The organism is uncultured Algoriphagus sp. (assembly GCF_963974365.1).
In the GTDB taxonomy this organism is placed as follows: Bacteria; Bacteroidota; Bacteroidia; order Cytophagales; family Cyclobacteriaceae; genus Algoriphagus.
The window spans coordinates 131,993-150,817 of the sequence record NZ_CAXBBX010000001.1; the positions used below are offsets into that span (position 1 = coordinate 131,993).

13 protein-coding genes are annotated in these 18,825 nt (G+C 41.2%); 4 read left to right on the top strand and 9 right to left on the bottom strand.

Annotated features, from left to right (window positions below; all coding sequences use genetic code 11):
• The first annotated feature begins 139 nt into the window (after nucleotides 1-139).
• The 3 genes from AACZ87_RS00535 (at nucleotide 140) to AACZ87_RS00545 (ending at nucleotide 8,028) form a co-directional block, all read left to right on the top strand.
• Nucleotides 140-2,584, top strand: a complete 2,445-nt coding sequence (locus tag AACZ87_RS00535; protein ID WP_339863818.1) for an FtsX-like permease family protein — start codon at nucleotides 140-142, stop codon at nucleotides 2,582-2,584.
• Between the two features lie 348 nt (nucleotides 2,585-2,932).
• Nucleotides 2,933-5,359 (top strand): ABC transporter permease, encoded by a 2,427-nt coding sequence (locus AACZ87_RS00540; protein WP_339863820.1) that lies wholly within the window; start codon nucleotides 2,933-2,935, stop codon nucleotides 5,357-5,359.
• Between the two features lie 260 nt (nucleotides 5,360-5,619).
• Nucleotides 5,620-8,028: an ABC transporter permease gene (locus tag AACZ87_RS00545; RefSeq protein ID WP_339863822.1), complete on the top strand. Its 2,409-nt coding sequence runs from the start codon at nucleotides 5,620-5,622 to the stop codon at nucleotides 8,026-8,028.
• Nucleotides 8,029-8,242: 214 nt separating this feature from the next.
• On the opposite strand, the gene AACZ87_RS00550 is transcribed toward AACZ87_RS00545, so the two are convergent.
• The gene (locus tag AACZ87_RS00550) at nucleotides 8,243-8,608 is read right to left on the bottom strand and encodes a DUF2200 domain-containing protein (RefSeq protein WP_283411529.1); all 366 of its coding nucleotides are present in this window, start codon (nucleotides 8,606-8,608) and stop codon (nucleotides 8,243-8,245) included.
• A 302-nt stretch (nucleotides 8,609-8,910) separates the two neighbouring features.
• Here AACZ87_RS00550 and AACZ87_RS00555 point away from each other — a divergent pair, with 302 nt between their 5' ends.
• Complete coding sequence (locus tag AACZ87_RS00555) at nucleotides 8,911-9,192, top strand: hypothetical protein (protein WP_283411525.1); 282 nt, start codon at nucleotides 8,911-8,913, stop codon at nucleotides 9,190-9,192.
• Nucleotides 9,193-9,276: 84 nt separating this feature from the next.
• On the opposite strand, the gene purN is transcribed toward AACZ87_RS00555, so the two are convergent.
• The 8 genes from purN to AACZ87_RS00595 all read right to left on the bottom strand — a co-directional run bounded on the left by purN (nucleotide 9,277) and on the right by AACZ87_RS00595 (nucleotide 18,820).
• A complete protein-coding gene (purN, locus tag AACZ87_RS00560) occupies nucleotides 9,277-9,834 on the bottom strand; it encodes a phosphoribosylglycinamide formyltransferase (RefSeq protein ID WP_339863824.1) in 558 nt (185 codons plus the stop codon).
• 239 nt (nucleotides 9,835-10,073) lie between these two features.
• A complete protein-coding gene (locus AACZ87_RS00565; RefSeq protein WP_339863826.1) occupies nucleotides 10,074-11,315 on the bottom strand; it encodes a glutamate-5-semialdehyde dehydrogenase in 1,242 nt (413 codons plus the stop codon).
• On the bottom strand, nucleotides 11,308-12,390 hold the full coding sequence (proB, locus tag AACZ87_RS00570) for a glutamate 5-kinase (protein WP_339863828.1): 1,083 nt from the start codon (nucleotides 12,388-12,390) through the stop codon (nucleotides 11,308-11,310). The genes AACZ87_RS00565 and proB overlap by 8 nt, the downstream gene beginning before the upstream one ends.
• A gap of 168 nt (nucleotides 12,391-12,558) precedes the next feature.
• A complete protein-coding gene (locus AACZ87_RS00575) occupies nucleotides 12,559-13,431 on the bottom strand; it encodes a geranylgeranylglycerol-phosphate geranylgeranyltransferase (protein WP_339863830.1) in 873 nt (290 codons plus the stop codon).
• Between the two features lie 305 nt (nucleotides 13,432-13,736).
• Entirely contained in the window at nucleotides 13,737-14,543 is an 807-nt protein-coding gene (locus AACZ87_RS00580) for a hypothetical protein (protein ID WP_339863832.1), read from the bottom strand.
• 52 nt (nucleotides 14,544-14,595) lie between these two features.
• Nucleotides 14,596-15,549 (bottom strand): carbon-nitrogen hydrolase family protein, encoded by a 954-nt coding sequence (locus AACZ87_RS00585; protein WP_339863834.1) that lies wholly within the window; start codon nucleotides 15,547-15,549, stop codon nucleotides 14,596-14,598.
• A 130-nt stretch (nucleotides 15,550-15,679) separates the two neighbouring features.
• A complete protein-coding gene (locus AACZ87_RS00590; protein WP_339863836.1) occupies nucleotides 15,680-17,263 on the bottom strand; it encodes a glucoamylase family protein in 1,584 nt (527 codons plus the stop codon).
• 72 nt (nucleotides 17,264-17,335) lie between these two features.
• Entirely contained in the window at nucleotides 17,336-18,820 is a 1,485-nt protein-coding gene (locus tag AACZ87_RS00595; protein ID WP_339863838.1) for a RagB/SusD family nutrient uptake outer membrane protein, read from the bottom strand.
• Between the last annotated feature and the right edge of the window lie 5 nt (nucleotides 18,821-18,825).

The window sequence follows — 18,825 nt, forward strand, 5'->3', positions numbered from 1 at the left end:
AGAGCCAAGACTTCGACTTCACGCCACGGCGATGCAAGCTGCTCAGTCTGACACCTATCACAACTTTATCACTTTCCACACCTGAACTCCTAATTTTCAAATCCGCCACGGCGGACAAGTTATTTCAATCTTCCAATTTTTGAATCTCGATAAAATGCTGAAAAACTATATCAAAATTGCGTGGAGAAACTTCATCAATCTAAAGTCCTTTGGGATTATAAATCTGATTGGGTTAACTGCAGGAACAGTCTGTAGTTTGGCGATTCTTCTTTATGTGCAGTCTCAATTCGGGTTTGAGGAGCAGTTTGAGAATTTCGAAAGCCTATATAAGGTCACCACTTTTATCAATAACCGCGGAGAGTTTCCAGATGCAGAATTGATTTCTGCAAGTCCTTCGATTGGTCCAGGTTTGGTTGAGGATTTTGATGAAGTCCTACGCCAGGCAAGGGTAGTTTCTGTGGGAGGCGAATTTCTATTTAAACCAGAGGGTTCTGACCAGTCTTTTTTTGAATCCAATAGTTACCTGGTGGATTCAACTTTTTTCGAATTATTCAATTTCTCTTTAATCGAAGGAAATCTGAAGACCGCTTTAAAAGAGCCACGAAGCTTAGTGCTTTCTTCGAAACTTGCCGAAAAGCTTTTTGGAAAAGGCAATTCTGCTTTGGGAAAACAAATCCAACTGACCAGTGGAGATGATGACCTGTTAGCGAAAGTAACGGCTGTTTTTGATGAAAATCTAGGAAGTACTCATTTGAATCCTAATTTCTTACTCAGCATGTCCAGCACTGGTTTAGGGACATTTGTATTGACAAATAATGGATGGGCAGGCAATAATTTTGTCCATACTTACCTTGAACTTCGACCGAAAACTAATCCAGATGACTTGGTGAAAAAGCTTCCTGATTTCTTGCAAAGACACGGAGCCGAGCAGCTTAAAGCTGGAAATATGGATAAAACATTGGGCCTGTTTCCCATTAAAGATATAAATCTGAAATCCGCAAATTTTAGTCCTGCACTCGGTAAAATCTCAGATATCAAATACCTCTATATTTTAATTGCAATTGGTCTTTTCATCCAGCTGATGGCTTGTATTAATTACATCAATCTGACGACTGCTCAAGGCATACGCAGAGCCAAAGAAATAGGAATTAGGAAGGTGAGCGGTGCATCGAGCAACTCCCTAATGTTTCAATTCATTACAGAATCAATCTTCTTTTCTTTGCTTGCAGTGCTGTTTGCTATTCCGATTTTGAATTTGGCACTTCCTTACTTGAATCAATTATTTGATAGTTCATTGGTTCTCCAGGATGTCCTATCATTTAAAATGCTGATTTCGACCTTTCTGGTGGGCTTAATGACAGGAATTATATCAGGAGCTTATCCGGCATTTTACCTAGGCATGATCAATGTGAATAAAATTTTTAAGGTCAAAAGTCAGTCATCTAGATCTTCCTTTTCTCTTAGGAATGGGCTCGTTGTTTTCCAGTTTGCGATGGTATTTCTGCTCATTTATGCCGTTTCGGTAGTTTCTGAACAGTTAACTCATTTAAGTGAAAAAGATACTGGATTCTCAAAGAATCAGAAATTGGTGATTCCGCTGAAGACCGCTACAGCCAATGCAAATTATGAAACTCTTAAAACTGAGTTTGAAGCATTATCTCAGGTGAATTCTGTTACCGCTTGTGAGTTCTATCCCTCTCAAAATATTTGGTATGACAATAAGATCTTCAAAAAAGGCACTTCGGTAAGTGAAGGGAAAGTAGTTCAATTGAATATGGCTAGAGAGAATTTCTTCGAAACCATGGGAATAGAACTTCTGGAGGGCAGATCAGTTGCTGAAAATGACAGTAATCAAATGGTGGTGAATGAGACTTTTTTGAAAACCTTTGGAATCGCCCAAGAAGAAGCGGTAGGAACTCTTTTTGACCAATGGAACTCGAATGGAGAAGTCAGTACTCCTTGGGAAATAGTGGGGGTGATCGAAGATTACAATTACTTGTCTTTGAAGAGTGAGATTCTTCCTGTAGCCACTTTTTATAACGTCCAACTTTCAAATGCTGTGGTAAGCTTCAATGCAGAGAATTCTATTGAATTGCTTGCAACAATTGAAGAAAACTGGCAGGCTATAAATCCAGGGGTACCTTTTGAATTCTCCTTTTTAGATGAGGAGATGGCCAAAGTGTATGCAGATGAAGTACGCCTTAAAAAGGTAGCCTACACTTTTACAGGCCTTGCAATTTTGATTAGTCTCCTGGGGATATGGGGTCTGGTTTCCTATAGTTTGGATCAGCGAACAAAAGAAATTGGAGTACGCAAGGTACTAGGGGCTTCGGTCTCTGAATTGACACAGTTGCTGTCCAAAGAGTTTATCGTTTTGGTCGGAATTTCAGTGTTGATAGGAGCTCCTTTGGCATATTTCGCCATGGATTCCTGGCTTTCTGGATTTGCCTATAAAATTGACAATACAAGCATCTTATTGATTACTTCGGCTTTGCTTACCCTTTTTGTAAGTCTAGTCACAGTCATCTACAAAACGATTAACGCCGCATATGCGAATCCTATAGATAGTATTATGAAAGAGTGATTTGTAAGACATTATTTCTGCAAAGGGTTCTATTGCCCACTAGCGAACAAAAACGTCCGTGGAATTGGAACTATGAAATAGGGAATAGGCCTTTTTGGGTGTTATGAGATGCTTTTTAATGGCATAAAAGTGGAAATGAGAATCAAGTAGATAGTACCAAGATAGTGAAGTCAAGAGGCTAGAACCGAGAGCTGGGAATCAAGACTTCGACTTCACGCCACGGCGATGCAAGCTGCTTAGTCTGACACCTATTACAACTTTATCACTTTCCACACCTGAACTCCTAATTTTCAAATCCGCCACGGCGGACAAGTTATTTTAATCTTCCAATCAAAAAATTCGGAAACCATGCTCAAAAACTACTTTAAAATCGCCTATAGGAATCTTCTCAAAAAGAAAGTTTATTCCTTTATCAATATTGTTGGTTTGGGGATTGGCATGGCCTGCTGTGTGCTCATTTTCATGTTTGTTCAGGATGAGCTTTCTTATGATAATTACCATGAGAAGGGAGATCATATCTACCGTGTACTTCATGGTGAGACTTCAACGGAAGGGGTTGAGGATGGAAATTCTACGGAGGATTATTGGGTTTGGGGAAATGCACCTATAGGACCAGCACTCCAACTTGATTTTCCTGAGATAGAAAAAGTGGTTCAGTTTTCTGGAAGAGCTGATATACTTTTCACGGTGGGAGATGAGACGCAGCAGGAGGATGGAGTCTTGTTTATGGACTCCACTGTGTTTGATGTGTTCAGCTGGGAATTGCTGGAGGGGAATCCCAAGACTGCTTTAGTCGCTCCCTACAGTGTGGTTCTTACCGAGTCAACAGCCAGGAAATACTTTGGTAGCGAAAGTGCACTAGGAAAAACCATGAAAGGCAGTGAGGCTGCCGGAAGATCAAACCCTGGAGATTATACAGTCACGGGTGTCATGCACGATTTACCCTCAAATTCTCATTTCAAATTCAACACGCTTTTATCGCTTAGCACTTTTAAGCAATCCAGACCCGAAGTGTTCAATGCCTGGGGATATGTGGATACTTATACCTATTTCCTGGCAAAAGAGGAATTTGATAAGGCAAATTTTGAAGCCAAAATACCTGATTTTATCAAAGAGAGGGCAGGAGAGAATAACGGTCCAAATTACACCATTGCAATAGAACCGCTGAAGGATGTGTATCTGAGAACGGAAGCGCAGCGTCAGCCGGGAGATACGGGGTCGCTTTCAAATATCTACGTATTTTCCGTCATAGGCCTGTTTATCTTGGCTATTGCAATGATCAACTTTATGAACCTATCTACGGCTAGATCTATGGAACGAGCCAAGGAAGTGGGAATTAGAAAATCTATTGGAGCTGATAGGAATAGCTTGGTTTTTCAGTTTTTAGGAGAATCGCTGATCATTGTACTTCTTGCTGCTGTTGTCGCTATCATTTTTATCACCTTGGCTTTGCCAATGATGAATGACCTAACAGGAAAAGTGTTGGAAGTCAGCCAAATTCTGAACTGGCAGACTATTCCATTCTTTTTGGGAATTATCTTATTAATTGGACTTTTAGCTGGTTCTTATCCAGCGTTGGTTTTGTCAAGTTTCCGCCCCGTGATGATCCTGAAAGGAATCAATAAATCTGATGCTAGAGGGGTCAATCTCAGAAAAGGGTTGGTTGTGTTCCAATTCAGCCTTTCCATTGCTCTGATCGCAGGGACGATCATCGTGTATTCACAGATGAGTCATTTGTTGGATAAGGACATGGGTTTTGATAAGGAGCAGATGGTTGTGGTGGATTATAATTATGATGAACAGGTGAATTTCGTCTCCTCATCTTTGGAAAGTGAGCTGGAGAAAAACCCTACTATTTTATCAGTTGCTTTTTCAAGAAGCGTCCCGGGAAGTCACTTTCCAAATGCTTACACCACACTGGAGACTTCCGACGGTGAAATGGTAGGGCAGGCACAGCCCATCTTTCAAGTAGGTTTGGATTTTATAGATCATTACGGATTGGAACTGATAGCAGGGAGATCCTATTCCAGAGATTTTCCTTCGGATTCGACTCAGGCATTGGTGATCAACGAGGCTGCAGCCAGGCAATATGGCTATGCAAATCCTGCTGATATAGTTGGGAAAAAGTTTGACCAGTGGGGCAGAGCAGGAAATGTGATTGGCGTAGTGAAAGACTTCAATTACGTCAGTCTACACAATACTGTGGAACCCTTGACTTTGCCTTTTGAAGCCTACGCCAGCCGTTATATGAGCCTCAAAGTGAAAGGTGAAAATTTACCAGCCACACTTGCTCAGATCGAGGGAGTTTGGAAAGAATTGGCTCCACACAGACCATTCATTTACAGCTTTCTCGATGAGGATTTTAATAAACAATACGAATCTGACTTCAGGTTCAGACAGATCTTCACTACGTTTTCTGTTTTGGCGATACTGATTGCCTGTTTGGGCTTGTTAGGCTTGGCAACTTACACCGCAGAGCAGCGAACCAAGGAAATCGGAATCAGAAAGGTATTAGGTGCTAACATCGGAAGTATAGTAGGATTACTATCCAAAGACTTTATCAAACTGGTTTTGATCGCGATAGTAGTCGCTACTCCAGTGGCTTGGTTTTCCATGAACAAGTGGTTGGAAGGCTTCGCTTACCAGGTGCCGGTTCATTGGTGGGTATTCTTGATTTCTGGGGTTCTGGCTGTTATTGTGGCTTTGGTGACGATAAGTTTCCAAGCTGTAAAAGCTGCTATGCTGAATCCTGTGAAGAGCTTGAAGAGCGAATAAAGTAGCTAGTAGTAAGGCATAAGTATCAAGATGTTAGAATCAAGAGTCTAGAGCCAAGATGAGGCAGCTATGACTTTGCAACCCTTCGACTTCACGCCACGGCGATGCAAGCTGCTCAGGGTAACACCTTCAAACTTTGCCACTTTACAACCTTAAAACTTTACAACATTATAACCCTACAACTTTCCAAGTCGAAAATTTTCCAATCCGCCACAGCGGACAAGTTATTTCAATCTTCCAATCTTTCAATCTCAAAAAAAATGTGGAAAAACTACCTTAAAATCGCCTTCAGAAATATCAGGAAGAACAAGCTTTTTTCCTTTCTGAATATTGCCGGACTGTCCATAGGAATGGCGGTTTGTATTCTGATCATGCTTTTTGTGAATTATGAGCGGAATTTTGATAGCATTCACACCAAGAATATCTATCGTTTGGACGAAGTGCAGAATTGGGAAGGTATGGTGGCACCACAGAAAGTAGCCTTGTCCATGTATCCCATGGGTCCGACTTTGCTGGAGGAATTTCCAGAAATCACGAATTTCACAAGAATCAGACGGGGTGGTGAGCTCAGGTTTAAGGTCCAAGGTAAGGAATCCATCCTCTCAGATACCTTTTGGGCTGATTCTTCCTTCTTTCAGATTTTCGATTTTAAACTGAAAGTAGGAAATCCAGCTACTGCATTGTCCGAGCCTTACAGCTTAGTGCTGACGGAGAAAAGTGCAGAGAAGATTTTTGGCGAAGAGTCCCCTGTAGGTAAAACCCTCACACTATCAGAACAAGATACAATCTCATATACTGTGACGGCTGTATTGGAAAATATTCCTGAAAACTCCCATCTCAAATTTGAAGGGTTGACTTCTTTCAGTAGTTATGTAGGTCCTCAGGCCATGGAAAATTGGGGGGGGAATTGGTTGACTACTTACTTGGAATTGAGTGAAGGAGCGGATATTGAAGGAATGGAATCGAAATTCCCTGCTTTTTTGGTTTCCCATATGGGGGAAGAAAGAGCAGGAGGGTACGAACTTTTCCTTCAGCCTCTAAGTGAAGTCCATGCTGGATCTACAGACATTACCCATGATTATATCAATTACCAAAAATTTGACGGAGCCTATACCCGTATATTTTTCTACATCGCATTGATCGTGCTATTTATTGCGGGGATCAATTTTGTCAATTTATCCTCAGCCAAATCAATAAGCCGTGCCATGGAGATCGGTGTGAGGAAAGCTTCAGGCGCATCGAAGTCCCAATTGTACTTACAGTTTATTGGAGAATCAATTATGATAAGTTTGATGGCGATGGTGCTGGCGGCGGTTTTCGTATTTCTGGCATTACCCTTATTAAACCAATTCAGTCAGCGCCAACTTGAATTTCCATTGTTTACTAATCCTTTATTCTTTGGATTTATGCTGCTGGGCGCTGTTTTGGTAGGAATTCTTTCCGGTTTGTATCCTGCGCTTTATTTATCCAGTTTTAACCCTGTAAAAGTATTGAAGGGCTCTCCAGTGACTGGAAAAAGGAAGGCTGATTTCAGAAATGTTTTGGTAGTCGTGCAGTTTAGCTGTGCTATTTTCCTGATTATTTCTACTTTGTTTGCCTCTCGGCAGGTAAGGTTCATGCAGGAAAAGGACCTTGGGTTTTCACATGAACAAGTAATAACAATTCCGTTTGGTCAGCGATACACTGAGCGGTATGAGACATTGAAACAGGCTTTGCTTGGAAGCTCGCAAGTGCAAGATGTCACTGCTTCCGGACAGCGACTTGGCAATAATCTTCACCAGACAGGAATTACATTTCACGGGACAGGACCTGCAGTAAACCTGGCTACGTCGCAGGTTGTAGTAGATCCCAATTTTTTGGATGTGTATGAAATTGAATTGATAGCGGGGAGAAATTTTAACGACAGTGAAGCAGACAATGGAAATACCTATCTGATCAATGAGTCCCTCGCCAAAGAGCTTATTCTGAAAGATGGGGAGGGTAGGGATATCGAGTCACTGATAGGTTCGCAATTTGGATTCAGCGGAATGGACTCGGCAGGTAGGATAGTGGGAGTGGTAAAGGATTTCAACTTTAATTCTCTCCATCATAAAATAGAAACCTTGACCATTTTTAATCAGCGCAATTGGGGTTTTGAGGAATTATCTGTGAAAATAAGCGGCGAGAATGTTCCTGAAGCTCTTGCCCAAATCGAATCCATCTGGAATAACCAGATTCCTGAGCGGGAATTTGAATACCAGTTTTTGGACGATCACTTTAAAGAATTGTATAGAGCTGACCAAACGGTAAATACCATCGTTGGCATGCTGACGGGGCTTTCCATTCTGATTTCCTGTTTGGGGCTTTTTGGACTAGTTTCATTCACTTTGGAGCAGCGCGTTAAGGAAATAGGAATCAGAAAAGTGCTGGGGGCATCAGTGACCACGGTGGTCGCTATACTTTCCAAGGACTTTATCAAACTGGTATTGGTTGCTATCGTCCTTGCTGTTCCGGTTTCCTGGTATGTAGTGAATCAGTGGATTCAGGATTTTGCCTATAGAATCGATATTGAGTGGTGGGTATTTGCAGTTTCAGGTTTGGTAGCGATACTAATAGCCTTAGCAACTGTGAGTTCCCAGGCGTTCAAAGCAGCCTTGATGAATCCAGTGAAGAGTTTGAAGAGTGAGTGAGCTTGGAGTATCAAGTATCTAGACATATGTATCAAGATAGTGGAGCCACGAGTCGAGAATCAAGATGTTAAAAACCAAGGATTAGAGTTAAGACTTTGCTACCATAGAAACTTGCAGCTTAACTTTCAAGCCGCCGTTCGTGTCATCACGAATGGCAAACTTTCCTAGGATTACTTCGGTTTGTGAAGATACAAACCAAGGTGAAGATTTCATTTTAAGCTTTCCTCAGTATCTTTTCCATTTTTCTCCCCTTCGCCAATTCATCTACGATCTTGTCAAGGTAGCGTACTTTCTGAGTAAGCGTATTTTCGATTTCCTGAACTTTATAGCCACAGATGGAGCCAGTGATTAGGCTGGCATTAGGGTTGAGTTTTGCTTCCGCAAAGAATTGCTCAAAAGTTGACTTTACTTCGATTTGGTTTTGAATGCCTTGTTCATCAAAACCAGTTAGCCAAGTTATGACCTCATGCAATTCGGCTTTGGTCCTTCCTTTTCGCTCCACTTTGGTGACATAATGTGGGTAGACCGAAGAGAAAGTCATTTTCGCAATTTTCTCATCGTGGTGACTGGTGCTGCTCATAATTGTTTCGAGTTGATCATGAAATAACAATATACTAGTGCTTAAAATACTTTTCCCAAATGCGGACAAAATTGTTCGGTGTTTACGCTTAAATATAGTGGCTTAATGCCAAATAGAGCCATATTAATGCTTTCTAGATGGCATGGAAGTGGAAGGGATTTGTCTATTGAGGTTGGAAGTTTGAAAAATCTAGAACCAAGAGTCAAGATGCCCAGTGGAGATTTTCAACCTTTCAACATTACAACTTTCTACCACTTTATCTCCAATTCATGAATTAATCCTTACCCAAAACACACAAACACATGAGTCACATCGCCATTCCAATCCCGAATCTACCTGGAAAACAGAATATTGATATTCAGGTAATCATCAACAATGAGGTAAAGTCACTTCACTACAAAGTAGAATTGTTTTACTGGGATGATTGTCTGAATCCTACTGCTCACAGAGCAGATTGTATCTCCGAAATGCTCACCAAACATGATCCAAACTGGACCGTTTATTTTATCGGTGCTCCTACGGATAAGTTTGTGCCGATCACGTTTGTGGATCGGGAAAGTAAAAAGTGGATGCAGGTCAGGTGATAGGTGAAAATATAAATTTGATTTTCGCTTTAATACCTCACTTCACTTGTTAATGATTTTGATGTGTTTATAAGTTGTTATATGTCACAATAACCCTTCAATCACCTCAGGGAAGTGCTTATGCTCCAATGCATGCACTTTTTCGGCGATGGAATCTGGTGTGTCCTCTGAAGTGAGTGGGGTAGAAGCCTGAAACACGATTCTTCCCTCGTCGTAGTTTTCATTGACAAGATGAATGGTGATGCCTGTTTCTGTATCTCCAGCAGCTTTTACAGCTTCGTGGACAAAACTTCCATACATGCCTTTTCCGCCGTATTTTGGCAAAAGAGCTGGATGAATGTTCACCATTCGATCAGGGAAAGCTCTGGTTAACTCAACCGGGATTTTCAGTAAAAAGCCTGCCAGAATCACCCAATCAATATTTTCTTCCTGTAATTTCTCAAGCAAAACACCAGCATCCATTTCTTTTCTGGAAAAAGTAAAAGTAGGAACGTCGAATTTCTTTGCCCGCTCCAACACAAAAGCATCTGACTTATTTGAAGCAACCAGTGCTATTTCTGCAATTTTTGAATTCTGGAAATGCTCCATGATTTTTTCAGCATTACTACCAGATCCTGAAGCTAAGATTGCGAGACGTTTCAAGGGAATATTTGATTTTGATGGGTTGATGCGAAATTAAGGGAAATCTACTGTAGCGCAGGGTAACCTTTGAGGTTTTTTTCTAACCTCGAAGGTTTTCGAGTAGAAGACCTTCGAGGAGATCCCAAACCCTCTGGCGTTTGGGATTACACCTCAAAGGTCATTTCCGGCCAATTTTTCAATCTTTCCATAAAGAAAAGGGAAGGGCTATAAACTCAAAACTGACCACTGAAAACTGCGAACTACTTTCTGACCTGTCCATTTCCTCTCACGATCCACTTATAGCTACAAAGCTCTTTCAGCGCCATAGGTCCACGGGCGTGGAGCTTTTGGGTACTTATGCCGATTTCTGCACCCAAACCAAATTGAGCTCCATCAGTGAAAGCTGTGGAGGCATTTGCATAAACTGCCGCTGCATCCACTTCCAGTAAAAAGCGATCAAGAGTCTCCTGGTTTTCAGCAACTATAGCTTCAGAATGCTTTGAAGAATAGATAGCAATATGATCTAAGGCTTCATCCAGATTTGCCACAGTTTTGATGGCTAATTTCAGCCCTAAGAATTCTGTTCCAAAGTGAGACTCAGTAGCTTTTGAAATCAATTCGTGGGAATCCAGAGCTGCATAAGCCTTTTCATCAGCAAAAACCTGAACCTTGCTTTCCAACATCGGCTGAATCAAATCATTTAAAACGGACAAGTGTGCTTCATGAATTATTAGACAATCCAGAGAATTACAAACGCTCGGTCTTCGGGTTTTGGAGTTGAATGCGATTTCTTTCGCTTTTTCTAAATCAGCAGATTCATCCACATAGGTATGCACGATTCCAGCTCCTGTTTCGATCACAGGCACTTTTGCATTATCTCTGACGAAATTGATCAAGCCCTGAGATCCTCGTGGAATGATCACATCCACAAAACCAACAGCTTCCAAAAGCGCTTTTGTGGCAGCTCGATCAGCAGGTAAAAGTTGAAAGGCCTCCTTCGGCAATTCATTATTTTCCAAGACCTGATGAATCAAACTCATGATTGCCCGGTTGGAGTGATCAGCGTCAGAACCACCTTTCAGTACCAAACCATTTCCTGATTTTAAGGCTAGCGTAAATACATCAAAAGTTACATTTGGCCTGGCTTCATATATGATCCCAACCACACCAAGCGGAACGGTTGTTTTCTCAAGCGAAAGTCCATTTTCAAGGGTTTTACTTTCCAAGATATGGTGTAAAGGACTTGGTAGGGCACTCACCTGAATGATCTCCCCAGCTATATTTTGAATTCGCTCTTCAGAAAGCAACAATCTATCATACATAGGGTTGTCCCGATCCATGAGATCCAGATCCTTTTGGTTTTCCTCCAGAAGAAAGTAAGTGTTTTCCACAGCCAAAATTGCCAGGTTGTGTAAAACTTGGTTAACCTTCTCATTGCTGAGGCCAGTCAGTTTTCTAGAACCTTTTTTTACTCCTTCAAATATATGTTGGTACTCAGTCATGATCGAAAATATAGAGGTAATCGTAATGTATTAGTGCTTTGTGATTCTTTTGGCCAATGCGTTCATTGGCGACTTTGGAAGAATATTCTGCGCGCCCCAAGCCTATTTTGTGACCTGTTTCATCGCGAATTAATAAGATGTCTCCTTTGGAAAACTCTCCTTCCAGTTTAATAATTCCAATTGGCAGGAGACTTCTGATCACCTCTGCTGTGAGTGAGGATTTTGCTCCTTCATTGATGGTAATCTCACCAACATAATAGTGCTCTCCATGGGCCAGCCATTTCTTTGCACCATGTTTTGCTTTTTGAGGTTCAAACCAAGTACATCGCAAGCTTTTGTCAGCAAATTCTCCCAATACATTCTCCCGCTTGCCATTAGCGATTATAACCTGAATGCCCAGATCTGCAGATTTCTTGGCCATGGCATACTTGGTAAGCATTCCACCCCGGCCAAAAGATGACTTGGAAGCTGAGATATAGTTAGAAACTTCAGGCATTTTAGAAGCTACTTTTTCTATGAGTTGAGAATCGGGATCTGAAGGGTTTCCAGTGAAAATCCCATCCACATTCGTAAGCAGCATCATGGTGTCTGCATTGATCATCGCAGCGGTGAGACTAGCCAGTTCATCGTTATCGGTGAACATCAGCTCGGTAATGGTAACCGTGTCATTTTCATTGATAATAGGCAAGATACCCTGTGAGAGCAAGGCTTGCACACAGTTTTTCATGTTCAAGAAATGCTTTCTATCCCGAAAATCCTCCTTGGTCACCAAGATCTGCGCAACGGGCTGCTTATGTTTTTCGAAGAAATTCTGGTATTGATTGATCAGGCGAATTTGACCGGTGGAAGCCCAGATTTGTTTTTTGAAAACTGGGTTGAGTTTCTCGGGAAGAGGAATTGCTTGTCTCCCAAAAGCCACTGCGCCCGAACTTACCAAGACGACTTTCTTACCGAGAGAGGTTAGCGCTTGGATTTGGGCGACAAGCTTTTCCATGCGATCTAAATCAGGAAGTCCGTTTTCCTGAGTCAGTACATTCGACCCGATCTTGATTACCAATAATTTGCTGTCTAGCATGATTGAAAAATTTGGGTGAAAATAGCTAACATGAGCTGGAATAGCTAAAATGAATCTGTGAAGTACCGTTGAGGATCCAAACTTCATCATTCATTATTTAGCATTCATCATTCTGAATTTAATTTTAATAATGAATATCGAATGCTGAATTTCGAATATTGAAGTATGTTACAAAAAGCTCATACTCAGCGTCCCAATCAGCATCAATACCTTAGCAATAGTACTTAATTGAGTAAAATGGTCCTTGCGGTCAGCCACATAGATTCGGTACATGAAATACATAAAAAAGATGCCCAGACCACCGAAATAGGCAAAAATAATGGGTCGGTCAAGTTTGAACATTACAATCAAAATCGCACAGATAAATACTGCCGCAATCAAGAAAATAACTGCTTTTGTTTTGCGAAAGCCAAGTACAATTGGCAATGTTCTGCATCCGTGTTTTCTATCTCCCTGTCTATCTTCTATGTCTTTAATAATCTCACGAATGAGATTAAGGAAGAAAGCGAATATGGCATAGGTCAGAACCAGTAACTCAGCTTTCTGGTAATGAATAGCAATGATATAAATAGAAAGTCCAGTGAGAAATGCAACGGTCACATTACCGATAAAAGGTTCTCTTTTAAGCTGATTGCTGTAAATCCAAAGTAAAAATGCCGCTACAAAATTGATGAAAGCAATTTTTGGACTGACGAGATAACCCAGCCCAATCGCAGTGAAATTTAGAAATGAGTGAAGCAGAATAATGACTCTTCTTTTGATTCCTTTCCCCACTACAACCTCATTTGGTCTATTGACGTAGTCGATTTTGACATCGTAATAGTCATTGATCATGTAGCCAGCAGCAGTGATCAATAAGGTGGAGAAAATGATCAAGTACAGTTTGTAATCCTGAAGAACAGGCAAGCCGGCATTGGTAGTGCCTACCAAAAAATAAGCGGTCATGAACTGTGCGAATCCCACCATCAACAGATTAATTGGTCTGCTGATCCGAAAAAGTCCCCGGATGGATATGGTTCTTTCTACAGTCATGGTATTCATCTGTTAATAATTACTTTTTTATGGTCAGATGGAATCTCGCATGGTTAGATCTTGCCAGTGTGTGACTTTTTTAGTCATACTCGATTTCATACGTCAAAAATAGATTCAATTCCCGTCACATCTAGGGAAATGTCTCGGTATGTGGAAATTAAAAGGTTTTTTAACCGCGGAGGACACTAAGGTTGTGCGGAGGGCACAAATAAGAAGTAATGATGAATAACTTAAAAGGGCTGGTAAAAGTAAAAGCTATAAAATAGGGGAAGAGGGTTTTTGTTAATTTGAATTATTTGAGCGATATGATTTTGCTATTTAATAATCTCATCAATTTGATTTATTGTAATTGCTTGTAATTCGCTAAATAGAAGCCCTTTTTTTCCTATTTGATCAATATCATTTTTCAAATTTTTTTCAGTTATAAAGATGTCAACGTATGGCAGTGCAGATACTATAGAAATATCAAAAACATCCGATTTTTTTGGTCTCCTATCTATCAATAGATAAAATTTCCAAAAGGTAATTAGCAATTGAGAATGTAGTGATTGAAATTTCGAAAAGTCGAAAGTTTTTATTTCAATATTTCTTTTTGCCCATTTAGGATTAAAAGAGACTAGTTGCTGGATTATTACTCTTTCGATAAACTCAATGATATTAGAATTGGAGTATTTACCATTTGAATTTGGAGGAAAATTTTGCTTAAGATTTAAGATTGAATGCAAAGTATTTTCTTTTTCGCTTTCTATGTATTTAACAGCATCTTGAAATCCTTTCGCATTGTCTAGGTGATCTAGAAGGTGGCGGTTGTTAAAAAGGAAGTAGAACAAGAATTTTTCTTTGTTAAAATTCGGATAGGAATTGACTTCATCCGTTAACAATAAATTGGCTGGTTTAATTAAAAAGGTAGGTAGTTTCGTGAATTCATTTTTAAACCATTCATATCTTTCAGTAAGTATTTTTAATTCTAATATTGTTGAGATAGAAATTGCAATCACAAAATTTCTCTTGATTTGTATTGCTAAAAAATTTTGAAATACTATTGGGTTTTCCAAAAAGTCACTAATTATACAAGTGTCTAATAGGCAAACTTCATAGTCTTGATTGTTTAATTTTAACATTTGAATTTTTGATCTATTGCGTTCTCTGCGGAAAACTCTGCGTCCTCCGCGGTTATACAAACTTCACACTCGTCTGCCTCTCTCTATTCACACTCAACTGAAGCACATCAGGTCTAGAGTAATGTCCAACGGGATCAAAGTTCTGGCGCTCTTCCAGAACCCGATTAAAATCCAAGGTCTCAATCAAAAGTCCTTCTTTGTTTGCCACAGGCTCCAAGATCCATTTGCCATCTGGACCTGCAATGCAGGACCCGCCATCCGCTAAAATTTCGGGAGCGTTTTCAAGAATCAAATCTAGGTGTGGTGTATCAGCTGGAAAGTCAGTTTTCCGCATCAGGCTGGAAACAGAAATAACGAAGGATCTACTTTCCTGAGCAATCAACCGGGTAATATTTTCTGTGTTTCTGACAGCTCCTGGCCAAACTGCGATATGGAGATTTTCTCCCAAACCATACAAGGCCGTTCTTGCCAAAGGCATCCAGTTTTCCCAGCAATTGAGCCCTCCGACAGTAAATTCCTTTAACGTATGAACTTGTAGCCCATTTCCATCGCCAGGAGCCCAAGTGAGCCGTTCTTCGTAGGTAGGTTGAAGTTTGCGATGAACGGATTTAATATCACCATCAGTGTTAATATACACCAGCGAGCAATAGATACTGTGGCCACCTCTATCTATGGGTCTTTCGATAATTCCCAAGTAAATGGCAATTTTCAAACTTTTAGCTAGCTCTTGAATCTCCAGCAAATCTCCTTTTTCAATCTGAACTGAATTTCTTAAATAATGTGCATGAATTTCCTTTTGCACTTTATCATCCCAAGCGGATCCATTGGTAATTGACAGCCAAAAAGGATAACCAGGTACCAGCCCCTCTCCAAATACAACTAACTCACAACCTTGAGCCGCAGCTTCTTTGATAGAAATTTTTACTTTCTCAAGTGTGGCAAATTTGTCTAGCCAAACGGGTGAAATTTGAGCTAGCGCTACTTTCAGAAGATTGGAGGATGTCATGATAGGGGATTTTGATCGGAAATTACAGGATTGTGATCTTCGATCAAAGTGAAGTGAGCCTGTAAAAAGTAATCCCCCTAGCCAACTATGGATAGGGGGATTAACTGATCGTAAAAGTATATCTACTTTTCTATTTAGCAATGTTTGGACCTTCAAAGCCCAGCTTTTTCAATCCTTCCTGAACTTCAGGTGCTCCCATAAATAATTTCCAGCCTAGTCCAGTTCTATAGTTTTCTATCATAGCGACCATCGGGCCCTGATCGATCGCAAGGTATCGCTCAGGATAATAATCATGCTCAGGACTCATAGCATCATAGAAACCATATCTTCCAAGCACCTTTTTACCATAATTGTAATAGAGGTTTTTGATCACTTTCATGGACTCTTCCGGAGTGTAAGGAATAGAAGATATCGCAGCAGTTGGCGAAATTACTCCTGTATCATTTCTAGGAAAATGCGCATTATAGCCGTTGATAGAGTAGGAAGCAGTCAGTCCCCAGAGATCTTCTCCGTAGCCGGCAAATCCATTTGGATTTTCAACTACGTGCGCTCGGTTGATAAGCGTATGGTTAGTATTTAGCTTTTGATAGTCTGCATATTTATCTTTCAATCCCATAGGATTTAAGCCCAAATAGGAATAATGGGCCCAGAAAAGGGGTCCGCCCTTTTCTTCAGCTCCATTATGCTTTAAAATCAATTCATAGCCAAAAGCTTCCTTATCGGATTTGATTCCTCCGCTTCTTGCCCATCCCTTGTGGTAAGCCGCTGGATCAATCGTGTGAGTAGGAGAGGAAGCTGCGAGTACATAGGTGATAAGACATTCGTTGTATCCTTCCAGAGGGAAGTTCATGTCCCAAGCATACTCCGGTGACCAGTGCCAATACAACACATCCTGCCCGTCTCGGGTATACCAAGTCCAGTCCATTTCTTTCCAAAGTGTATCTATTCTTTGGGCAACAGCCTTTTCTCTTTCATCTCCATCTTTGAAATATTCCCGAACGGCGATAAGGCTTTGCATCAGGAAGGCAGACTCTACCAAATCACCTCCATTGTCTTTTTGCCCGAAAGGCTGAACTTTTCCTGTTTGTCCATTTATCCAGTGCGGCCAAACTCCCTTGAATCGGTCGGCTTTTTCCAGAAACGCCACGATTTTTTCAAATCGAGCTACACCTTGTTCTTTTCTGATCCAGCCTCTTTCCATCCCTGCGATCAGACCGAAGATGCCCATTCCAGAACCTCCCGTTGTTACGACGTGGGCATCGTTTTGAGGATATTCTCCGTCAATGTGAATTCGCTCTGGAGCGAGACCGGAATTAGGTTCAGCTCCATCCCAGAAGTATCGGAAGGTGTAGAACTCCACCATATCCAGAAGTTCTTCATCCGTCATTTTATGAGTTTTGGTGGCTGCTCTTCCAACAATGGTAGAATCCTCACCGGAATAAGCTCTGACCTCGTAGTTCAGATCCAGTTCCATCCCCAGATCATTCACGAAATCCAAGTAAATCGTGTCCTCTAGCACAGCCCGTCTGGTATAGTGATCATCATCCATACTTACCCAAACCCCATAAGAATCTGCTTCAGGGGACTTTTCCCACGCAAGTTCTACATGGATGTCATAGGGGGTGGCCTGGATGGTACTGGTTTTTTCTTCTGCTTTTTGGCAGGCAAAAGAGAGTGCGGCTATCGCGATAAATTGGAGAGAGTAGTATTTCATAGCTTAAAAATTGGGTGAATATAGAAATAAAGAAGACTCCCGCCACAGCAAGTAAACGGGAGTCTGAGGGGATTAATACCCCGGGTTTTGGGTGATAGAACCTCCGCTGATGTCTATTTCTGATTGTGGAACAGGATAAACTTCATGTTTGCCGGGAGTCCAAGTGATACCCAGTTCTGCAAAAACTTCCTGAGCTCTTCCTTGTCTCACCAAATCAAAATATCTATGTTGTTCCATGGCAAGTTCTACTCTTCGTTCTTGATAGATGGCCATTCTCAGATCTGCCTGATCGGTAGTAGTCACATCCGGCAAAATATCTTCATTGCCTTGACGGGCACGCTCTCTTACCATATTTATATATTCAAGCGCTTGGCTAGGATTTCCGATTTCGTTAGCCGCCTCTGCTGCGATCAAAAGCAAATCAGCATATCTGAATAAGCGGATATTTGCCCCACTGTTACCAAAGCCAGAGGGTGGTCTTTCCGGCAACCAAGCTTTTCTACTAAAACGGGCATTAGCACCCATATTTGGATCTGGCATCACAATCTCGCCTGAAGGCAAAGTATCACCTTCGTTAATTATGGTCGCTGCAAGTCTTGGATCATTCTCTTCATAAGCAGCCATCAAATCATCCGATGGTCCATTGAAGCCCCAGCCGTTATTTGGATTGCCACGGATTCCCTGCACCTCGTTAAACTGAGATCCGCCTCCACCAGCTTCTAGCGCAACGGTGGACACTTCGAAAATACTTTCTGAAGAATGCTCACCTTCTCTACGGAAAATACCTTCATAATCGGGATAAAGCTCATATTCACCACTGGCGATCACTTCCTGAGCCATATCATAGGCTTCCTGAAATTCATTTTGAAAAAGGTGCACTTTAGCCAGAAATGACTTGGCTGCTCCAGCTGTAGCTCTACCTAGTTCGGATGCTGGATATTCAGACTTCTCTGGCAGATTTGCTGCCGCAAATGCCAAATCTTCCTCTATGAATGCATAAATCGTTTCTTTGGATACACGTGATTGTTGATACTCATCAGGGTTTAACGGGGTTTCGATCAAAGGCAGATCTCCATAAGTTCTCACTAAAAAGAAGTAGAAATAGGCTCTTAGGAACCTAGCTTCACCCACGAGGCGAGTTTTAAGTTCCTCGTCCATTTCGATCTCTGGCACATTCAAAATCACTTGGTTTGCCCTAAAAATGCCCTGAAAATAACCTGACCATATTCCGTTGACGGCAGAATTATTTGCGTCAAAGGTGAAGTCATTGATGTCCTGCAAGAATCCTGCATCGCCTGGAACAGAACCTTTGTCTGCATCATCTGAAGCGATGTCAGTAACACCTATATAGGAAAATACATGCACATTGAAACTTCTTAGGTGCGAGTAAATCGCATTTACCGCTTGAGTTGCCTGAGTTGCATCTTTGAAGAAATTCTCGGAAGTGAGTTGACCTAATGGTGCTTTCTCCAAGTAATCTTCGCAGGATACTATCCCAACACTCATCAGAATGCCGAGACCTAGCACTCCTATTTTATGATTTATCTTATTTTTCATTTGTT

Coding starts and splice junctions, on each gene's coding strand:
- AACZ87_RS00565 (WP_339863826.1), bottom strand. CDS start 11,315: ATGACTGAGTACCAACATATATTTGAAGGAGTAAAAAAAGGTTCTAGA.
- AACZ87_RS00595 (WP_339863838.1), bottom strand. CDS start 18,820: ATGAAAAATAAGATAAATCATAAAATAGGAGTGCTAGGTCTCGGCATT.
- AACZ87_RS00590 (WP_339863836.1), bottom strand. CDS start 17,263: ATGAAATACTACTCTCTCCAATTTATCGCGATAGCCGCACTCTCTTTT.
- AACZ87_RS00575 (WP_339863830.1), bottom strand. CDS start 13,431: ATGAATACCATGACTGTAGAAAGAACCATATCCATCCGGGGACTTTTT.
- AACZ87_RS00540 (WP_339863820.1), top strand. CDS start 2,933: ATGCTCAAAAACTACTTTAAAATCGCCTATAGGAATCTTCTCAAAAAG.
- AACZ87_RS00550 (WP_283411529.1), bottom strand. CDS start 8,608: ATGAGCAGCACCAGTCACCACGATGAGAAAATTGCGAAAATGACTTTC.
- proB (WP_339863828.1), bottom strand. CDS start 12,390: ATGCTAGACAGCAAATTATTGGTAATCAAGATCGGGTCGAATGTACTG.
- AACZ87_RS00545 (WP_339863822.1), top strand. CDS start 5,620: ATGTGGAAAAACTACCTTAAAATCGCCTTCAGAAATATCAGGAAGAAC.
- AACZ87_RS00555 (WP_283411525.1), top strand. CDS start 8,911: ATGAGTCACATCGCCATTCCAATCCCGAATCTACCTGGAAAACAGAAT.
- AACZ87_RS00585 (WP_339863834.1), bottom strand. CDS start 15,549: ATGACATCCTCCAATCTTCTGAAAGTAGCGCTAGCTCAAATTTCACCC.
- AACZ87_RS00580 (WP_339863832.1), bottom strand. CDS start 14,543: ATGTTAAAATTAAACAATCAAGACTATGAAGTTTGCCTATTAGACACT.